General features: G+C 67.6%; 15 protein-coding genes. 8 read left to right on the forward strand and 7 right to left on the reverse strand.

Going from position 1 to position 18564, the window contains the following annotated elements; genetic code table 11:
- Window positions 1-16: 16 nt before the first annotated feature.
- Genes AC0KUR_RS09980 through AC0KUR_RS10000 form a run of 5 tightly spaced genes read right to left on the reverse strand, consistent with a single transcriptional unit; the run spans window position 17 to window position 5502 of the window.
- Window positions 17-892 (reverse strand): amidohydrolase family protein, encoded by an 876-nt coding sequence (locus AC0KUR_RS09980; RefSeq protein ID WP_473375807.1) that lies wholly within the window; start codon window positions 890-892, stop codon window positions 17-19.
- Window positions 889-1905: an aldo/keto reductase gene (locus AC0KUR_RS09985; protein WP_175027701.1), complete on the reverse strand. Its 1017-nt coding sequence runs from the start codon at window positions 1903-1905 to the stop codon at window positions 889-891. Before AC0KUR_RS09985 ends, AC0KUR_RS09980 begins: the two co-directional genes overlap by 4 nt.
- 38 nt (window positions 1906-1943) lie before the next feature.
- Window positions 1944-2891 (reverse strand): ABC transporter substrate-binding protein, encoded by a 948-nt coding sequence (locus tag AC0KUR_RS09990; protein WP_069704842.1) that lies wholly within the window; start codon window positions 2889-2891, stop codon window positions 1944-1946.
- A 42-nt stretch (window positions 2892-2933) separates the two neighbouring features.
- Window positions 2934-3965: an ABC transporter permease gene (locus AC0KUR_RS09995; RefSeq protein ID WP_473375808.1), complete on the reverse strand. Its 1032-nt coding sequence runs from the start codon at window positions 3963-3965 to the stop codon at window positions 2934-2936.
- Window positions 3958-5502, reverse strand: a complete 1545-nt coding sequence (locus tag AC0KUR_RS10000) for a sugar ABC transporter ATP-binding protein (protein ID WP_473375809.1) — start codon at window positions 5500-5502, stop codon at window positions 3958-3960. Before AC0KUR_RS10000 ends, AC0KUR_RS09995 begins: the two co-directional genes overlap by 8 nt.
- A 234-nt stretch (window positions 5503-5736) precedes the next feature.
- Between AC0KUR_RS10000 and AC0KUR_RS10005 the strand changes: the two genes are divergently transcribed.
- Window positions 5737-6438 carry a FadR/GntR family transcriptional regulator gene (locus AC0KUR_RS10005; RefSeq protein WP_069704844.1) on the forward strand — a complete coding sequence of 234 codons (702 nt, stop codon included), beginning with the start codon at window positions 5737-5739 and terminating at the stop codon, window positions 6436-6438.
- A gap of 230 nt (window positions 6439-6668) precedes the next feature.
- Here the strand turns inward: AC0KUR_RS10005 and AC0KUR_RS10010 are convergent, their stop codons facing one another.
- Window positions 6669-7997: an MFS transporter gene (locus tag AC0KUR_RS10010; protein WP_049028483.1), complete on the reverse strand. Its 1329-nt coding sequence runs from the start codon at window positions 7995-7997 to the stop codon at window positions 6669-6671.
- A gap of 541 nt (window positions 7998-8538) precedes the next feature.
- On the opposite strand from AC0KUR_RS10010, the gene AC0KUR_RS10015 reads away from it, so the two are divergent.
- From AC0KUR_RS10015 to AC0KUR_RS10040, 6 genes are all read left to right on the forward strand, one after another.
- Entirely contained in the window at window positions 8539-9483 is a 945-nt protein-coding gene (locus AC0KUR_RS10015; protein WP_034191818.1) for a helix-turn-helix domain-containing protein, read from the forward strand.
- 283 nt (window positions 9484-9766) lie between these two features.
- Complete coding sequence (locus tag AC0KUR_RS10020; protein WP_124670007.1) at window positions 9767-11206, forward strand: APC family permease; 1440 nt, start codon at window positions 9767-9769, stop codon at window positions 11204-11206.
- Between the two features lie 260 nt (window positions 11207-11466).
- A complete protein-coding gene (locus AC0KUR_RS10025) occupies window positions 11467-12912 on the forward strand; it encodes an aldehyde dehydrogenase family protein (protein ID WP_473375810.1) in 1446 nt (481 codons plus the stop codon).
- 62 nt (window positions 12913-12974) lie between these two features.
- The gene (locus tag AC0KUR_RS10030) at window positions 12975-14339 is read left to right on the forward strand and encodes an aspartate aminotransferase family protein (protein ID WP_034191821.1); all 1365 of its coding nucleotides are present in this window, start codon (window positions 12975-12977) and stop codon (window positions 14337-14339) included.
- A 142-nt stretch (window positions 14340-14481) separates the two neighbouring features.
- Window positions 14482-15045 (forward strand): cytochrome b, encoded by a 564-nt coding sequence (locus AC0KUR_RS10035; RefSeq protein WP_124670010.1) that lies wholly within the window; start codon window positions 14482-14484, stop codon window positions 15043-15045.
- A gap of 193 nt (window positions 15046-15238) precedes the next feature.
- Window positions 15239-16387, forward strand: a complete 1149-nt coding sequence (locus AC0KUR_RS10040; protein ID WP_473375811.1) for a porin — start codon at window positions 15239-15241, stop codon at window positions 16385-16387.
- 57 nt (window positions 16388-16444) lie between these two features.
- Here AC0KUR_RS10040 and AC0KUR_RS10045 read toward each other — a convergent pair whose 3' ends face one another.
- Window positions 16445-17500, reverse strand: coding sequence for a porin (locus AC0KUR_RS10045; protein ID WP_124670012.1), 1056 nt, complete (start codon window positions 17498-17500; stop codon window positions 16445-16447).
- Window positions 17501-17812: 312 nt separating this feature from the next.
- Here AC0KUR_RS10045 and AC0KUR_RS10050 point away from each other — a divergent pair, with 312 nt between their 5' ends.
- On the forward strand, window positions 17813-18541 hold the full coding sequence (locus tag AC0KUR_RS10050) for an IclR family transcriptional regulator (RefSeq protein WP_034191825.1): 729 nt from the start codon (window positions 17813-17815) through the stop codon (window positions 18539-18541).
- Window positions 18542-18564 lie beyond the last annotated feature (23 nt).

The raw sequence follows: 18564 nt of genomic DNA on the forward strand, positions 1-18564 counted from the left end.
TCCTTTCGTTCGGGGTTCATTCGTCGTGGCGTGCGGTGTCGATCCGGTAGAAGCGGCGCGCGTTGCCGCCGAAGAGGCCGGCCAGCGCCGCGGAGCCGAGCCACCGCGCGCAATCGTCCTCGCACGCGGCCAGCCATTCGCCGTAGCCGCCGCACGCCGACGCGAGCCGCAGCACCGGCCAGTCGCTGCCCCACATCAATCGCGTCGGCCCGAACAGCTCGGCCAGCGCGCGAACATACGGCCGCGTGCGCGCCCGCACGGCGTCCGGCCCGGCCGACGGCCCGGCCTCCGTCCACGGGCCGGACAGCTTGCAATGCAGGTTCGGCAGGCTCGCCAGCCGGCGCATCGACGACAGCCACGGCTGCAGTTCGCCGCGCTCGACGAACGGCTTCGCGCCGTGGTCGATCACGATCGGCAGATCCGGATGGCGTCGCGCGAACGCATGCAGCGCATCGAGGTGGCGCGGCATCACCAGCGCGTCGAAACTCAGCACATGCTCAAGCATCGCGGCCACCGCGCGATCCAGCCGCGGATCGTCGATCCACGCGTCGTCGGGCAGATCCTGAAGCATCGGCCGCAGGCCGCGCGCCTTCGGCGCGCGCGCAAATGCCGCGATCCGCGCCGGCGCGTCGTCGGCCTTCATGTCGACCCAGCCGACCACGGCGCCGACCGTCGGGGTGTCGGCCGCGAGATCGAGCAGATAGCGCGTGTCGGCTTCGCTCGGCAACGATTGCACGAGCACGGTGCGCTCGATGCGCGCGGCGTCGAGCAGCGGCGCCAGATCGGCGGGGCCGAAATCCCGATGGATCGCATCGAGCTCGGCCGGCGGCCAGTTGCCGGCCCGCGCGCCGATGCGCCAGTAGTGCTGATGGGCGTCGATACGCACGGTCATGCGTGCGCTCCCGGAACCGGCGCGTGCGCGTCGATCAGTCCTTCATCGCGCAGCGCGTCCCACAGTTCGGCCGGCGCGGCGCGCTCGAACCATTCGATGTTCTGCGTCAGCTGGGCCACGCTGCGCGCGCCGATCACGCACGACACGACCGCCGGATGGCCGAACGGAAACTGCAACGCGGCGGCGGGAAGCGGCACGTCGAAGCGCCGGCACAGCGCGCCGAGGCGCGTCGCCTTGTCGATCACGTCGGCACGCGCGTCCGAATAGTTGAACTTGCCGTTGCCGGCGAGCACGCCGGAATTGAACACGCCGCCGATCACGATCCCCGTCCCTTCGCGAGCGCACGTGTCGAGCAGCGGCTCGAGCGCCGCCTGTTCGAGCAGCGTGTAGCGGCCGGCCAGCAGCACCGCGTCGAGCGCCGCTTCGTTCAGCGCGTCGGCCGCGACTTCCCATTCGTTCACGCCGAGACCGAACCCGCCGATCTCGCCGCCCGCCCGCAACGCCTCCAGCGCGCGGAACCCGCCGCCGCGGGTCAACTGATCCCAGTAGTGCGCATGACGCTCGCCGTGCGTCATCGCGCCGATGTCGTGCACGTACAGCATGTCGATCCGCGCGAGCCCGAGCCGTTGCCGGCTGTCGTCGTGCGAACGCATGATGCCGTCGTAGCTGTAGTCGTAGACGGGCCGGAACGGCAGCGGCTCGGCCCAGCCGTCGTCGCCCGGCCGCACGCTCGCGTCGGCGCGCATCAGCCGTCCGACCTTCGTGCTGAGCGTGAAGGCGCCGCGCTCGCGCGGGGCAAGCCCCGCGCCCACGCGCCGCTCGGACAGCGTGTAACCGTAATACGGCGCGGTGTCGAAATAGCGCAGGCCCGCCGCCCACGCGGCGTCGACGAGCGACGCGGCATCGGCCGCCGACATCGGACGATAAAGGCCGCCGAGCTGCGAGCAGCCGAGACCGAGCGCGGATACCGTCAACCCGCTGCGCGGCAAGGTGCGCGTATCGTTTGCGTTCATGAGGCGTGACAGGTAGTACGGAAAGGACGCATGGGCGGTCAGTACAGGACGTTCTTCGACGCCTGCGAATCGAGGTTCTGCTTGTCGACCATCACGACGCCGGTATCGATCAGCTTCGGCGCGGGCTTGCGCGCGATCACGTCGAGCGCCGTGCGCACGCCCTGGTTCCCCATTTGCCACGAGCCCTGCACGGCGATCGCCTGCACGGTGCCGTCGCGCACGAAGCCCTGCAGGTCCTCGTTGCCGTCGAACCCGATCGCCACCACCTTGCCCGCCTTGCCCGACTGCTTCAGCGCACGGCCCATCCCGACCGCGGTCGGCTCGTTCGCGCCGAAGATGCCCTTCAGGTCCGGGTTCGCCGACAACACGTCGGTCGTCTGGTTCAGCGCGGTCGCCATTTGCGATTGCGAGTAATACGGGCCGACGATCTGCAGCTTCGAGTGGCGCTCGATGTACGTGCGGAAGCCGCCGACGCGGCTGACCTCGGACCCCGCGCCCGGCACGTACGACATGATCGCGATCTTGCCGGACTGCCCGACGCGATCGATCAGCGCCTTCGCGCACAACGCCCCCGCCTTCTCGTTGTCGGTCGACAGGAACGCCTGGTAGTACGGCTTGCCGGCATCCGAGATGGCCGAGTCGATCAGCACGACGGGAATGTGCGCTTCCCACGCCTTCTTGATCGCGGGTACGAGCGCATCGGGATCGGACGGCGCGAGCACGATGGCCGCCACATGACGCGTGACCGCGTTGTCGACCATGTTGACCTGCCCGCTGATGTCGGATTCGGCCGCCGGCCCCTGGAACGTCATCGTGTAGCCGCTGGCCCCGTCGAGCGCCGCCTTCGCGCCTTTCTGCACGTTCTGCCAGTAGTTCGAATTGACCGTCTTGACGATCACCGCGATCTCGCCGCCGGCCGCATACGCGCCGCTGTTGCATGCCGCGAACAGGCACGCCGAGGCCGCCAGCAGGATGGATTTGTTCATGTCTCGCTCCGCTTCTCGTTGGTAGGGACTGCTTGCTGCCGGTCAGGGCCGGCGATTGCGCAACTGGTCGATCCAGACCGTGCCCAGAATCACGACGCCGATGATGATCTGCTGGATGAAGCTCGACACGCCGTTCATGTTCAGGCCGTTGCGCAGCACGCCGATCACGAACGCGCCGATCGCCGTGCCGGAGATCGTGCCGACGCCGCCCATCAGCGACGTGCCGCCGATGACCGAGCTGGCGATGGCGTCGAGCTCGTACATCACGCCTTCGTTCGGCTGCCCGGTGACGAGCCGCGACATCAGTACGCAGCCGGTCACGCCCGCGAGCGCGCCGGACAGCACGTAGGTGAACAGCTTCACGCCCTGGACGTTCACGCCCGACAGCCGCGCCGCCTCGGCGTTCGAGCCGACCGCGTAGATGTGACGGCAAAGCGACGTCCTCGACAGCAGCACGGACACCACGACGAACAGCACGATCATGATCACGACCGGATACGGAATGCCGGGAAACGTCGTGTCGGGGAACCCGTCCGCGCCGATGTGCGAGATCCGCAGCAGCGCGCCGTTGCCGAGCGCGCCGAACGCGTCGCCGAGATCCGATACGGGCCGGGCGCCCGTGATCTGGAGCGCGATGCCGCGCGCGACGAGCATCATGCCGAGCGTCGCGATGAACGGCGGCAAGCCCATGCGCGTCACGCAGATGCCGTTGACGAGCCCGCACAGCGCGCCGACCAGGATGCCGGCCGCCATCGCGGCGGGCACCGGCACGCCCGCCTTGACCAGCAGCGCGGCGCACACGCCGGCCAGCGCGAGCACCGAGCCGACCGACAGGTCGATGCCGCCCGTGATGATGACGCAGGTCGCGGCCACGCCCAGATAGGCGATGGAGGTCACCTGCAGGCCGACGGTCATCAGGTTGTCGACCGAGAAGAATGCCGCGCTCGATATCGAGAACGCGAACACGAGCACGACGAGACTGCCCAGCGCCGCGAACTTCTGGATCAGGTCGCGCCGCCGCTGTCGCGCCGCCCGCTCGTCGGCCTGGCTCCGATCGGATGTCATTTCAAGCATGGGAACGCCCCGACGCATAGTGCATGATCTCCTCCTGACTGGTGTGTTTCGTGTCGAGCAACGCGGTCAGCCGACCTTCGTGAAAAACGGCGATCCGGTCGGTCATGCCGAGCAGTTCGGGCAGTTCCGAACTGATCAGCACCACGCCGACGCCGTCGGCGGCGAGCCGGTCCATCAGCCCGTAGATCGCGAACTTCGCGCCGACGTCGATCCCGCGCGTCGGTTCGTCGAAGAACAGGATCTTCGAGCCGCGGTAGAGCCATTTGCCGATGACGACCTTCTGCTGGTTGCCGCCGGACAGGTTGCGCACGCGCTGGTGCACGGACGGCGTGCGAATCGCGAGGTCCTGCACGTAGCGGCGCGCCACCTCGAGCTCGTCGTCGAAGCGCAGGAAGCCCAGGCGCGACGAGATACCGCGCACGTTCGCGAGCGTGAGGTTCGCCGCGACCGGCATCGGCAGCGCGAGCCCCTCCTTCTTGCGGTCCTCCGACAGATACGCGATGCCGTGCCGGATCGCCTCGCGCGGCGAGCGGATCGTCACGGGCCGGCCGTGCAGCGCGATCGAGCCGCCGTCCGGGCGATCCGCGCCGAAGATCGCGCGGGCGATCTCGGTGCGGCCGGCGCCGATCAATCCCGCGAAACCCAGAATCTCGCCGCGGCGCAACGCGAACGACACCGGTCCGAACACGCCGTCCCGGCGCAGCGCGCGCACGTCGAGCAGCACGTCGTCTGTCGGCACCGATTGCCGGGACGGATAGGCGTCGTCGAGCGTGCGTCCGACCATGCGCGCGACGATGTCGTCGAGGCTCACGTCGGCGAAATCGTCCGTCGAGATATGGCGCCCGTCGCGCAGCACGGTCACGCGATCGACGATCTGCGCCATTTCGTCGAGGCGATGCGAGATATACAGAATCGCCACGCCGTCGGCCCGCAGTTCCTCGATGATGCGGAACAGCTGCACCGTTTCCGACTCCGTCAGCGACGACGTCGGCTCGTCCATGATCAGCACGCGCGCGTCGTGCGACAGCGCCTTCGCGATCTCGACCATCTGCTGCTGCGCGATGGACAGCACGCCGACCTTCGTCGTCGGCGCGACATTCAGGCCGATCCGCGCGATGCAGCGCGCCGCGTCCGCGTTCATGCGCTTCGTATCGACGAACGGCCCGCGCCGCGGCTCCCGCGCGAGGAACAGGTTCTCCGCCACGCTCAGGTGCGGGACGAGATTGAGTTCCTGGTGAATGATCGCGATGCCGGCCGCCTGCGCTTCGGAGGCCGAACGGAATTGCACCGGTGCGCCGCGATAGTGAACGACGCCCTCGTCGGGCAGGTACTGACCGCTGATGATCTTCATCAGCGTGGATTTGCCCGCGCCGTTTTCGCCGCACACCGCATGCACCTCGCCGCGGCGCAGGTCGAGGCGAATGCCGTCGAGCGCCACGACGCCCGGGAAGCGCTTGCGAATGCCGTCCAGGCGCAGGATCTCCCGGTCGGTTTCGTCCTGCGCGGCCTGGCCGGGCAGATTGCGAGGCAATGCCATTGCGTCTCCTGGGGGCGGATCGACCTCGGCTTCGTCTGGTCAGTCCAATTTGGAGGGATTACATCAATCAAACCTATTTTGGTCAAGCCAATTTAACTATCTCAATCCCGATCTTACCAATAGTGAAAACCCGGACATCCGGATGAACCCGCCACTGCAAAGGGCGATGCGGCGGGCGTGATAGACTCCGCGACACGCGCTTGCGCCGAAAGCGCATTGACCCCAATCCATCGGATGAAATCGACAGAACCCAAGCGGCTTTACCAATCGGTCGCGGCCCAGATCGTCGCGTTGATTCGCCAGGGCGAATTCGCGATCGGCGAGCGGCTGCCGCCGGAGCGCGAGCTGGCGCTGACGCTCGGCGTATCGCGCCCGTCGCTTCGCGAGGCGCTGATCGCGCTGGAAATCGGCGGGCAGATCGAGATCCGGATGGGCTCCGGCGTCTATGTCCGCGACACGGCGGCCGACGATGTCGGCACGATGGTCACGCTCGGCGACAGTCCGTCGGAATTGATGCAGGCCCGCGCGGCCATCGAAGGCAGCGTGGCCGCGCTGGCCGCCGCGCGGATGACGGCCGCGATGCTCGACCGCCTGCGCCGCACGCTTCAGCGCATGAAGCGGCTCGCGGAAGCCGGCAAATCGCCGGTCGAAGCCGATCGGCAGTTCCACATGCTGATCGCGGAAGCCGCCGGCAATTCGGTGCTCACCCGCTTCGTCGGCGAGTTGTTCGACAGCCGCCACGACCCGATCGCGACCGCGATGCGCGGCCACGCGGAAAATCCGCAGACCTGGACGGCCGCCGTGCGCGAGCACGAGGACGTGCTGCTCGCGCTGCAGGCCGGCGATCCGATCGCGGCGCAGACGGCCATCCGCGCGCATCTTCGCGCGTCCGAAGCGCGGTGGATCGAGGGTGGCCTGAAAGCCGAGCCGGATTGACTGCTGCGGGCGTCGGCACATGCGGGCGAACGCGTTGCCAAACGAGGCCGGCCCGATATCCGTCCCAATCTCCGTCCGGATCTCCGCTGAAAAAATTCCGGCGCTTGCCGCGTAAACGCGGCAGCGTCATCGCGCGTCACGTCGACCGGGTCCGGCCGATTCGCGCGAGCCGCTGCCCGCGACGCCGAGGGCAGGCCGTTGGCGCCGCGACACGCGGGCCCGGCCACGCGCTATTCAACGCCCTGCAACGCCGCCCGTTCGCTCGCCGTGCGGCGCGGCGGCAATGAGCGCGGGACCAGGCTCGTCACCAGCACCGAGCCCACCACCAGCAGCCCCGCGACCACCGCGAGCCCGGCATACGGCGCGCCGGTCCGCGCAAACAGGGCGCCGACCAGCCACGAACCGAACGCGCCGCCGAGCGAACCCAGCATGCTGATGACCGCGATGCCGGCCGCCGCCGCGCGCCCGGTCAGTTGCGCCGCCGGAATCGTCCAGAACACGATCGGCACGGTGAACGCGCACAGCTGCGCGATCGCCAGCAAGGTCACGGTGAGCCAGACATGGCCGACAGCGAAGCGCAGGAACAGCAGAGCGCACGCGGTGACGAGCATGCAGGCCACCGTATGCCACCGGCGCTCGCCGTACCGGTCGGAACTCCATGCGATCGCCACATTGCCGATCATCGTGAACACGGAAATCAATCCGGACAACCAACCGATTCCGGCGACACTCGTCACCCCGGCCGCCTTCAGCACCGTGGGCGACCAGAACGTCACCGTGCCCATCCCGACGTACACGCAGAAATAGATCGCCGCAAGCCCCAGCACGCGCGCGTGGCGGACAATGTCGAGAACGCCCACCCGGCCATGGCCGATCACGGCCGAGGCCCGCTCCGCGTCAAGATCGCGCAAGAGCGCCTGCCGGTCCGACGGCGACAACCATGCCGCCTGTTCCGGCCGGTCGCTCAGCATCAGCGGCGCAACCAGCCCGAGCGCGATGGCCGGCAATCCCTCGATCAGAAACAGCCACTGCCATCCGCGCAACCCCATCGCGTCCTGCATGTGCGCCATGATCCAGCCGGACAGCGGCCCGCCGATCATCCCGGCGACCGGAACGGCGAGCAGCAGCACGCTGTTGACACGGGCGCGCACCGCATCCGGAAACCAGTACGACAGGTACAGGATCAGGCCCGGAAAGAAGCCGGCCTCGGCGGCGCCGAGCAGAAAACGCACCACATACAGCGACGCGCTGCCGGTCACGAACATCTGCGCGACCGTGCAGAGGCCCCACAGCACCATGATTCGCATGAGCGTGCGGCTCGCGCCGATGCGCGCCAGCAGCAGATTGCTCGGCACCTCGAATGCGGCGTAACTGATGAAGAAGATGGCCGCCGCGGAGCCGAATACGGCTTCGCTCAAGCCGAGGTCCTGCAGGAACTGCAGCTTGGCGAACCCGATGTTGACGCGATCGACGAAGTTGACGACGTAGCAGAGGAACAGAAACGGAATCACGCGCAGCGCGATCCGACGATACAAGAAGGCAGGGGATGACTCGGACATGGACCGCTCCCGGTATGTGGAAATGCGTCGACCGTCGTTTGCATTGCGTGGGGGCCGCCAGCGATGGCGTCGACACACGTTGCGCGCGCACGAGCGGGTGAAGCGTTGCCGGATGATTATACAAATCCCGCTATTCGGTATTTATCGGTAGTTAACACGAGAGAGGCCGATGGACGCTACGCACGCGATGCCGCCGCAACCCGAACCCGTCAGTTTCGTAATAAATATCGAAAAAACTCGATCACCAGGCCCTCTTTCCCGCGTGCGGGGTATCGCGTGACACCCTATGTAAACCCCATCATAAAAATAAATACAATCCCTTATAATGAGATTTACAAAAAATAGATCCTCGAGGGTTGAGATCACCTCCTCCCGTGTTTTTTTCTGGATATGATCGTCGAGGAAACTGGCCGCGTCGTACGGCACCTTCGGAAGCCATCCAGGCGAACCGCGCGCATGGCGCGAGCCCGCTGCCCGCGCCTGGCAGCATGAGCCGGCTTCGGCCGGCGTCGAATTTGAGACGGAATGCATTAGCCACGCCATGAACCTGCACGCTGAAACACTGTGCTTCTCGGATGTGTTCCTCCATTCGCAGGCGATCGTAAACTGGTCGCAGCACTACGATCAGATCAGTCCGGGCACGGCCACGACCACGTTGCGCCAGGTCGCCGGCCAGCGCTTTCACGTCTTTCGCGAACGCATCAACCAGCGCGTGATGCAGCACGGACTCGCGCCGCGCGGCCGGCTCTGCTTCGCACTGCCGATCGCCAGTGCGGTTGCGCCGGTGGTCCAGGGCCGTACCGTCGAGCGCCCGAGCCTGCTGACGCTGCGCGGCGGCGAGGAATTCGTCGCGCACCTTCCGAGCGACACCGAAGTGCTCGCCTTCACGATCGATCGCACCCTCACCGCCGATCGCGAGGTCGACGAACTCGCGCACCTGCCGGCGCGCATCCTGCAGCAGCCGGTACTCCCCATCGCGCCCGCGCGTTACCGCGATGCACTGGACGGCCTCGAGCAGGTACTCTGCCAGGCGCTCGACCGCGATTCGCTCACGGCGCGCGATGCGTTCGACGAACGCGTGCTCGCGCACAGCGTCGTCGGTATCCTGCTCGACCTCGTGCAGACCGACGCGTCCGGCGCCGGCGCGCTGCCGTCGGCGTCGACGCAGAGCTACATCGTGCGCCGCAGCCAGGAGATCGCGCTCGACAGCGACGACGTGCCGACCGTCATCGATCTCTGCCACCACCTGCGCATCAGCCGCCGCACGCTGCAATACAGCTTCCAGAACGTCGTCGGCACGACGCCGACGGCCTACCTCCGCTCGATCCGGCTGAACGCGGTGCGGCGCTTCCTGATGACGACGCCCGAGACGATACGCATCGGCGACGCGGCGGCGCAATTCGGCTTCTGCCACTTCGGGCGCTTCTCCGCGTACTACCAGCAACATTTCCACGAGTTGCCGTCGCATACGCCGCGCCTGAGCTGAGTCCGTGCGCAAGCGCCGTGACGCCGCATCCGGGTAATCCCCTGCCGCTCGACGCATGCGGATTGCCGATAGCGGACAACGCCCGGTTTTTCGGCACCGTAAATTGCGTCGTCGGCCTGCTCCGCGGTGCGTTGCACCGGGCGGCCGGCCAAGCGCACACCGGTGTCGCCGGCGAACATCAGCCTCCATGGCCGGTTCGTCAGGATCGGCCCGCGGCACCGGGATATTGATCAGACATGCCGGTGTCGATTCCTGATGGACGATCCGGTCAGCGGGACTACTCATGAACGAATCGTCATCCCGGTCCGACGCGGGGCTCAGCAGGAACGCGGTCGGACTCTCACACATCGTCTTCTTCGTCGTCGCCGCGGCCGCGCCGCTCACCGCGATGGTCGGCGCGACGCCCGCGGCATTCTCGCTCGGCAACGGCCCCGGCGTGCCCGGCGTATTCGTGCTGGCCGGCATCATGTACCTGATCTTCAGCATCGGTTATGCCGCGATGAGCCGGCATATCTCCAATGCGGGCGCGTTCTACGCGTATATCGCGAACGGGCTCGGACGTCCGGCCGGCGTGGGTGGCGCGTTCATCGCGATCGTCGCGTACAACGCGGTGCAGATCGCGATCTACTGCATGTTCGGCTTCTTCCTGAACGACAGCATCCAGCGCCACTACGGCGTCGACGTGCCGTGGTGGGCGTTCGCGCTCGCCTGCGTCGTCGCCGTCCATGTCTGCGGCGCGCGGCGCATCGAGTTCAGCGGCCGGCTGCTCGGCATGCTGATGATCGGCGAGATCGCGATCGTGATGCTGCTCGATCTCGCGATCGTCGCGCACGGCGCGAGCACCGGCGGCTTCAGCGCGAAACCGTTCAGCCCGTCGACGGTGTTCGCGCCCGGGCTGGGCACCGCGCTCGTGTTCGTCCTCGGCTCGTACATGGGTTTCGAGGCAACGGCGATCTTCTCCGAGGAGGCACGCGACCCGAAGCGCACGATTCCGCGCGCGACCTACGTTGCCGTGCTTCTCATCATGGCGTTCTACGCGCTGTCGTCGTGGGCGATCGTCGAGGCATGGGGGGAGAGCCGGATCGCCGCGCAGGCGGCCCACGACCCGGCCAATCTCTGGTTCGCCGTCAGCGGCCGGCTGCTCGGCGGCATCGCGACGGACGCGATGAACGTCCTGCTCGTCACGAGCCTGTTCGCGGCCATCCTGTCGTTCCACAACACGATCACGCGCTATTTCTACGCGATGGGCCGTGAACGTGTGCTGTGGCGCAAGCTCGGCCATACGTGCCCCGTGCATCGCTGCCCCGACGTCGCCGGCAAAGTGCAGACGCTGATCGCGCTCGCGGCCATCGCCGGATCGGCCGCCTTTCGCCTCGACCCGTTCGCGGTCGTGTTCTCGTGGATGAGCGCGCTGGCCACGATCGGCATCATCGCGGTGCAGATCCTCGTGGCGGCCTCGGTGATCGCGTTCTTCGCGCGCGATCGCCGGGATGCCAGCGTCGTGCACCGCCTGATCGCGCCGCTCGTCAGCATGATCGCGCTCGGTGCCTGCCTCGTGCTGGTCGTACGCAACCTGTCCGTGCTGAGCGGATCGGATTCCACCTTTGTCGCGATGTTTCCGTATTTCCTGGTCGCCGTCGGCGCGCTCGGCATCCGCGCCGCCTTGCGATTGAAGCGCAGCGATCCCGACCTGTACCGCGCACTCGGGCGCGCCGTCCAGTAGCCGCCCCCGGACGGTGCCGCACGGCACCGCCGTCGCACGACGCCCCGTCGACGCTGTCCCGGTGCCGGCGACCCGCGCCCGCTGCGTCGCGCCGGCGCGGGTATTCCCTGTCCCGATCGCCTCGCAACGATTGCCGATAGCGGACAAGGCCCGCGATTTCATCGACATACAGTGAAAGCGACGTTGAAGCCGCACCGTGGCCGCTGCCCTCGCCGCCACCGGTTCGGCCCGACGATTCGCCCCTGGGAAACACGGACACCATGATGAAAATTCAGAATCTGATCGGCGGCCGGCATTGCGATGCCTCCGCCGGCCGCACCTTCGAAAAACTTGCGCCGGCGACGGGCGACTACGTCGCCGCGGTGCCCGCGTCGAGCGCCGAAGACGTCGATCGCGCCGCGCGTGCCGCGCACAATGCCCTGCACGACGACGCGTGGGCCCGCGCGGGCGGGCCGGCCAGAGCCCGCTGGCTGCTGCGGCTGGCGGACCTGGTCGAACGCGACGGCGATGCGCTGACGCAGCTGCTCGCCGTCGAACAAGGACGGCCGCTCGCCGAGATGCGCATGATGGACCTTCCGATGTGCATCGACACGCTGCGCTACTTCGCCGGCTGGGCCGACAAGCTCGAGGGCCGCACGATTCCGACCGACGGCTTCATGGGCCGCCCGACGCTCAGCTACACGCGGCGTGCGCCGGTGGGCGTGGCCGGCCAGATCATCCCGTGGAACGCGCCGCTGATGATCGCCGTGTGGAAACTCGCGCCGGCGCTGGCGGCCGGCTGCACGGTGGTCGTCAAGCCGTCGGAGGATGCGCCGCTGGCCGTGGCCCGGCTCGGCGAACTCGCATGCGAAGCCGGCCTCCCTGCCGGGGTCGTCAATATTGTCCACGGCGTGGGCGCGGAAGTCGGCGCCGCACTGGTCGCGCACCCGCTCGTCAACAAGATCAGCTTCACGGGCAGCACCGAAGTGGGCCGCGCGATCGCAGGCGCCGCGGCAAAGACCTTCAAGCGCGTCACGCTCGAACTGGGCGGAAAAGCCGCGCAGATCGTCTTCGCGGATGCCGATCTCGACCGTGCGATCCCGTCGCTGATGGCCGGCATGTTCGCGAACCAGGGCCAGACGTGCGCCGCCGGCTCGCGCGTGCTCGCGCATCGCTCGATCGCGCCCGCACTCGAAGCGCGGCTCGCCGATGCGGCCCGCGCGATCCGCGTCGGTCCGCCGTCGGAGCCCGGCGTGCAGATGGGCGCCCTCATCAACCCGCGTCACCTCGCACGCGTCCGCGCGCTGGTCGACGGCGCGCTCGCCGAAGGCGCCGTGCTGCTGGCCGGCGACGAACAGGTGCCGCCGCGCGGCTGCTTCATGCGCCCGACGGTGCTCGGCGGCGTCCAACCTGGCATGCGGATCGCCCGTGACGAAGTGTTCGGCCCGGTCGGCATGGTCATGCCGTTCGACACCGAGGACGAGGCGGTTCGCATCGCCAACGACACGCCGTTCGGCCTGTCCGCTTCCGTGTGGACGCAGGACGTCGGCACCGCGCACCGCGTCGCCGAGCGGCTCGACGTCGGCGCGGTCGCGATCAATGCGTGGAGCCCGATCGACGCGCGCCTGCCGTGGGGCGGCACCAAGCAAAGCGGGATCGGGCGCGACCTGTCGAAGGCCGCGCTCGATTCGTACCTCGAGGAAAAGATCGTCACCGCAGCCCTGTGATCCCGCGGCGCACACCGCGCCGCCTCCTGTTCAAGTACTTCGTAAGAGAGACGAGAGACACCATGGACTATCAAACGCGTCAAAAACGATTCTGGCATCCGATGAGCTCGGCGGCCGCCGGACATACGACCCCCACCGTCGTCATCGCGCGCGGCGACGGCAACTATGTGTACGACGTCGAAGGCCACCGCATGCTCGACGGCGTCGGCGGCCTGTGGAACGTCAACGTCGGCCACAACCGGCCGGAAGTGAAAAGCGCGATCGCCCGGCAGATGGACGAACTGTCGTACTACCAGACCTTCGACGGCGTCGCCCACCCACGCGTCTACGACCTGGCCGACCGCCTGTGCGCGATGTTCGCGCAGGAAGACATGCAGCGCGTGATGTTCGGCAGCGGCGGATCCGACGCGATCGAAACCGCGCTCAAGATGGCGCGCCAGTACTGGATCGCCGCGGGCGAGCCGTCGCGCACGAAATTCCTGTCGCTGCGCAACGGCTATCACGGCGTGCACATGGGCGGCACGTCGATCGGCGGCAACGGCGTCTACCATTACAATCACGGCCCGCTGCTGCCCGGCTGCGTGCTGCTCGATACGCCCTGGCTCTATCGCAACCCGTGGAACTGCGACGATCCGCAGCAGCTCGTCGAGCATTGCATCGGACAGCTCGAGGAAACGATCGCGTTCCACGGTCCGCAGACCATCGCCGCGTTCGTCGCGGAACCGGTCCAGGGCGCGGGCGGCCTGATCGTCCCGCCGGCCGATTACTGGGCGCGCGTGCGCGACGTATGCGACCGCAACGGCATCCTGCTGATCGCCGACGAGGTGGTGACGGGCTTCGGCCGCACCGGCAGCATGCTCGGCAGTCGCGGCTGGGGCGTCGCCGCCGACATCCTGTGCGTCGCCAAGGGGATTTCGGCCGGCTACGTGCCGCTCGGCGCGACACTGTACAACGGGCGCATCGCGCAGGCGATCGAACACGGCGCGGGCTTCTCGCACGTGGTCATGCACGGCTACACGTACAGCGGGCATCCGCTCGCGTGCGCCGCGTCGCTCGCGGTGCTCGACATCGTCGAGGCCGAGGATCTGCCGGGCAATGCCGCGCGGGTCGGCCAGCGCCTGCTCGAGCAGCTTCAGCCGCTGAAAGCCGACTTCGAGACCGTCGGCGACGTGCGCGGCAAGGGGCTGATGCTGGCGCTCGATCTGGTGACCGACAAGGCCAGCCGCACGCCGCTCGATCCGGGCCAGGGGTTTGCGGCGCGCGTGGCCGATGCCGCGCGCAAGCGCGGGGTCCTGGTCCGCGCGATCGCGAACAAGGTCGTGATGTCGCCGCCGCTGACGCTGCTGCCGGACGAAGCCGACTTCATCGCGGTCACGCTGCGCGAGGCGCTGCAGGCGTGCTGCGCGGATTCGCGGTCGATCGCCTGACGCCGCCGGCCTTCGTGCACGGGCCCGGCATCCCGGGTTCGTGCGCATGGCCATGCCCCCGCGCGCCGATGGGCACCCTCGCGGGACGTCGATGCCCGGCGCCCCGCCCGCCGTTATTTCGTTTTCGAGGATCACACGCCAAATGGAAAACCAGGCCGTTGCATTCACGGTGGAGAAATACCCGCTCGCCCTTCGGCTGCTGCACTGGGCCCGGGCGATCCTGATCGGTGCGCAGCTGTGGACCGGCTGGACCATGGTCCGGCTCGACGACAACCTGCCGGCCAAATTCGACTGGTACTACCCGACCCACAAGGAATTCGGCGTGCTCACGCTGCTGGTGGTCGTCACGCAACTGGCGATCCGCTCGATGAAGCCGTTGCCGCCGCTGCCTGCGACCCTGCCGAGGCTCGACCGCAAGCTCGCCAAGATCGGCCACATCCTGCTGTACACGCTGGCGATCGTCGTGCCGCTGATGGGTTATTCGATGTCCAGTACCTATACGCAGAGCGACGGCGTGCCGTTCTTCCTGTTCCGCGTGCCTGAGCTGCTGCCGAAAAACGACCACTGGTTCGAGGCGTTCCAGTGGCTGCACCGGACGCTGGCCTACACGCTGCTCGCGCTCATCGTCCTGCACGTTCTCGGCGCGCTGAAACACCGGTTCTTCGACCGCAATCCGGAAAACGACGTGCTGCGGCGGATGCTGTAACGCCGCCGCCGACCGGGCGCGCGGCCCGGTCGGGATTCGCCTTCGGGCCGCCTGGTGACGGCGGCCCGGTTTCCTGCATTTTCCTTGCTTCGTTTTACTAACTACTACCGGACCGGTTCGGGCGTCCGATGCCCTTGCACGCCCTCGAAACCGGTACCGCGCCGGCAATCCGGCGCTCACCTGGAGATCGACGATGAAGAAGATGATTGCGGCCGTATCGGCCGCCGGCGCGATGGGATTCGGCTTGACGGCCCATGCGCAGAGCAGCGTGACGCTGTACGGGCTGATCGACGAAGGCGTCAATTTCACGAGCAACGCGGGCGGCAGCAAGGCCTACCAGATGGTCAGCGGCGACACCGTCGGCAGCAACTGGGGACTCAAAGGCACCGAAGACCTCGGCGGCGGCCTGAGAGCGCTGTTCCAGCTCGAAAACGGCTTCAACGCAAGTACGGGCGCGCTCGGCGTGACGTCCCGGATGTTCGGCAGGCAGGCCTATGTCGGCCTCGATTCCGACCGGTTCGGCACGCTCACGCTCGGCCGCCAGTACGACCCCACGCTCGACATGTGGAGCCCGTTCACGGCCACCGGAAACTGGCTCGGCGACTTCGGCGCGCACCCGTACGACAACGACAACGCCGACTGGGACTACCGCATCCAGAACAGCGTCAAGTACGTGTCGCCCGCGTATGCCGGCTTCAAGGGCGAAGTGCTCTACGGCCTCTCGAACCAGGCGGGCGGCTTCGCGCGAAACCGCGTCTACAGCGCGGCCGTGCAGTACCAGATGGGCGCGTTCTCCGCCGCCGTCGCCTACCTGAAGGCGAACAACGGCGGCGCGACCGCGGGCGGCGCGCTGTCGAGCGACGACACGGTATTCAGCGGCCGCTCGCAGCAGAACATCGATGCCGGCGCGTCATACAAGTTCAGCGACACGTTCACGCTCTCCGCCGCGTATTCGCACGTCGACGTGACCCACCCCGAGTCGAATCTCTACTTCGCGAACCCGCCCGCGGCAGGCACGCAGAACGCGTGGAAATTCGACAACTTCGAGGTCAACGGCCAGTATTTCTTCCGGCCGGACCTCTGGCTCGGCGCCGCCTATACGTTCACGCACGCGCATGTCGCCACGACGGCCGGCGACGTATCGCCGAGCTGGCACCAGTTGTCGATGATGCTCGACTACGACCTCAGCAAGCGGACATCGACCTACATCCAGGGTGCGTACCAGCATGCAACCGGCAACACCGGTACCGACTTCGACTACGCGCACGTGCTCGGCACGGCCGGGCAGTCGTCGGGCCGCAACCAGCTGGCGCTGCGGATCGGGATGATGCACCGGTTCTGAGCGCGGCGACCCGCGGGCCGGGTTGCCGCACGCGGCAACCCGGGCTTTCCCGTGCGGTCAGAACTGATGCCGCACCCCGACGCGCACCGCCGTCTGCGACGCGCCTGCCGCCGCTGCGCCGAGCGCGGCTTCGACCTGGGCGCCGTAAGCACTGTCGTGCCCGCGCGCGAACACAGCGTACAGCCCGGTGCGCTTCGACAGCGAATAGTCGGCGCTCAGCGTGATCTGGTTGGCCGAGCCGATGTCCCCGCCGCGCTGCTGGTACTGGAAACCGCCGCCGAGCTGCAACGAGGGCGTGACCGCATAGGTCAACCCGGCGTCGTAGGTGGTGGCGCGCAGCGGCGCGGCGGCGCTGATCCGGACGTCCGACACCATGCCGAAGACGCGGAACGCCCCGACGTTGTAGCCGGCCCCGCCCGAGAAGTTGCGTAGATTGCCGCCGGCCGTCACGTCGTGCTGGCCGAAATAGGCGAGCGCGGCGCTGAATGCACCTTGCGTGTAGGACAGCATCGCGCTTTGCACGCTGCCGCGCGCGACCGTGCCGGGCACGTTGCCGAACCCCCACATGCCGCCGAACGCGACACCGCCGAACGTCGGACTCACGTACTTCACCGCGTTGTTCACCTGCACACCCCACACGCGGTTGTCGAGCGCGCCGCCCGCCGACGCGTTCGCCGGCAAGCCCCACGCGAGCAGCCCGGCCGGCGTGTTCGCGCCGATCGCGAACGACGGCATGAGATCGCCGACGAAATCGAACTGGCGCCCGAGCGTCACGGTGCCCCAGTCGCCGCCGAGCCCGACGTAGGCTTGCGAACTAAACGCGGAGCCCGGCACGGTCAGCGTGCCGTCCGATGTCTGGAACTGGCTTTCGAGCCGGAATACCGCGAAGTTGGCGCCGCCGAGATCTTCCCTGCCCGTCAGACCCCACACGTCGTTGCGCGACACGCCCGCCTGGAGCGCGAGCTGGCGGCCGCCGTGCGGCGCGGATGCGACGTCGCTCGTATAGGTGATGCCGGTGTCCAGCGAACCGTAGAGCGTCACGCTCGACTGCGCGAACACCGGCGAAACGGCACCGCAGCCGCACAGCGCCATCATCTTCAACCACGTTCCCATCTTCTTCTCCTCATCGAATTTTCGCGCGTCGCGTCCGCGAGCCGGACCGCACGCAGGCCGTACCGGGTTGCGTCATCTTCATCGTCAACATAGGATTCCATATCGATTCGACGCGACGCGATCTCGGGACCGTCAGTGGCATGTGTCACGCGCCTTCCTTGATGCGAGTCCCGTTGCCGCCGCCACGACTTAAGTTAGACTACGGCCCTGCCGTCGCCGATGTGTCGCGTCGCCCGCGACCGCGGCGCGGCGCGAGCCGTTTCCGATCGTCCCGTTCCATTGCCGCAAGCCGCCTGATTTCCGGATCACGTCATGTCGAGCCTCACCAAAATGCTGTCCATCCTCGACGTCTTCTCTTCGTCCGCGACGTCGATGACCGCCGAGGAAATCGCCGAACACCTGGGTTTTTCACGCACCACGTGTTATCGCTACGTGAAGGAACTGGCTTCCGTCGGCCTGCTCGTCGGCACCAACGGCCGCTATACGCTGGGCCCGCGCATCATCCATCTCGACTACAACATGCGGCAGTCGGACCCGACGCTCACCGCCGCGAAGCCCGTCATCCAGAAACTGGTCCAGGTCACCGGCGGCGATGCGCTCGTGTCGACGCTGTTCGACGAACAGATCATCAACGTCATGCACGAAACCGGCGCCGAGAATCTGCAGCTCGGTTTCGGCCGCGGCCGCATCATGCCGCTGTTCCAGGGCGCGTCGTCGAAAGTGATCGTGGCCGCGATGTCGCGCGCGCGCCTGAAACGGCTGCACGAACGGCACAATGCCGCGTTCGGCGAGTTCGCGGCCGACTGGACGCAGTTCTGGCGGCACTGCCAGCAGATCGTCGAGACCGGCTACTGGATCTCGCGCGGCGAACTCGACGCCGGTTTCGTCGGCATCGCCGCCCCGATCCGCACCGCCAGCAGCGGCGAGATCAACAGCAGCCTGTCGCTGGTCTTCCGCGCCGAGCACTTCGCGCTGTTCGACGAGCACGTGCTCGGCAAGCTGCTGATCGACGCCACCGCGCAGATCGGCGAAGCTACCTGAAGGCTGGCGCGACGCCGCGCGCG

The organism is Burkholderia sp. YHN3-13, from assembly GCF_055810675.1.

What these genes read in the sequence shown, in the direction of transcription:
- AC0KUR_RS09980 (WP_473375807.1), bottom strand. Translation starts at nt 892, where the DNA reads ATGACCGTGCGTATCGACGCCCATCAGCACTACTGGCGCATCGGCGCG.
- AC0KUR_RS09985 (WP_175027701.1), bottom strand. Translation starts at nt 1,905, where the DNA reads ATGAACGCAAACGATACGCGCACCTTGCCGCGCAGCGGGTTGACGGTA.
- AC0KUR_RS09990 (WP_069704842.1), bottom strand. Translation starts at nt 2,891, where the DNA reads ATGAACAAATCCATCCTGCTGGCGGCCTCGGCGTGCCTGTTCGCGGCA.
- AC0KUR_RS09995 (WP_473375808.1), bottom strand. Translation starts at nt 3,965, where the DNA reads ATGCTTGAAATGACATCCGATCGGAGCCAGGCCGACGAGCGGGCGGCG.
- AC0KUR_RS10000 (WP_473375809.1), bottom strand. Translation starts at nt 5,502, where the DNA reads ATGGCATTGCCTCGCAATCTGCCCGGCCAGGCCGCGCAGGACGAAACC.
- AC0KUR_RS10005 (WP_069704844.1), top strand. Translation starts at nt 5,737, where the DNA reads ATGAAATCGACAGAACCCAAGCGGCTTTACCAATCGGTCGCGGCCCAG.
- AC0KUR_RS10010 (WP_049028483.1), bottom strand. Translation starts at nt 7,997, where the DNA reads ATGTCCGAGTCATCCCCTGCCTTCTTGTATCGTCGGATCGCGCTGCGC.
- AC0KUR_RS10015 (WP_034191818.1), top strand. Translation starts at nt 8,539, where the DNA reads ATGAACCTGCACGCTGAAACACTGTGCTTCTCGGATGTGTTCCTCCAT.
- AC0KUR_RS10020 (WP_124670007.1), top strand. Translation starts at nt 9,767, where the DNA reads ATGAACGAATCGTCATCCCGGTCCGACGCGGGGCTCAGCAGGAACGCG.
- AC0KUR_RS10025 (WP_473375810.1), top strand. Translation starts at nt 11,467, where the DNA reads ATGATGAAAATTCAGAATCTGATCGGCGGCCGGCATTGCGATGCCTCC.
- AC0KUR_RS10030 (WP_034191821.1), top strand. Translation starts at nt 12,975, where the DNA reads ATGGACTATCAAACGCGTCAAAAACGATTCTGGCATCCGATGAGCTCG.
- AC0KUR_RS10035 (WP_124670010.1), top strand. Translation starts at nt 14,482, where the DNA reads ATGGAAAACCAGGCCGTTGCATTCACGGTGGAGAAATACCCGCTCGCC.
- AC0KUR_RS10040 (WP_473375811.1), top strand. Translation starts at nt 15,239, where the DNA reads ATGAAGAAGATGATTGCGGCCGTATCGGCCGCCGGCGCGATGGGATTC.
- AC0KUR_RS10045 (WP_124670012.1), bottom strand. Translation starts at nt 17,500, where the DNA reads ATGGGAACGTGGTTGAAGATGATGGCGCTGTGCGGCTGCGGTGCCGTT.
- AC0KUR_RS10050 (WP_034191825.1), top strand. Translation starts at nt 17,813, where the DNA reads ATGTCGAGCCTCACCAAAATGCTGTCCATCCTCGACGTCTTCTCTTCG.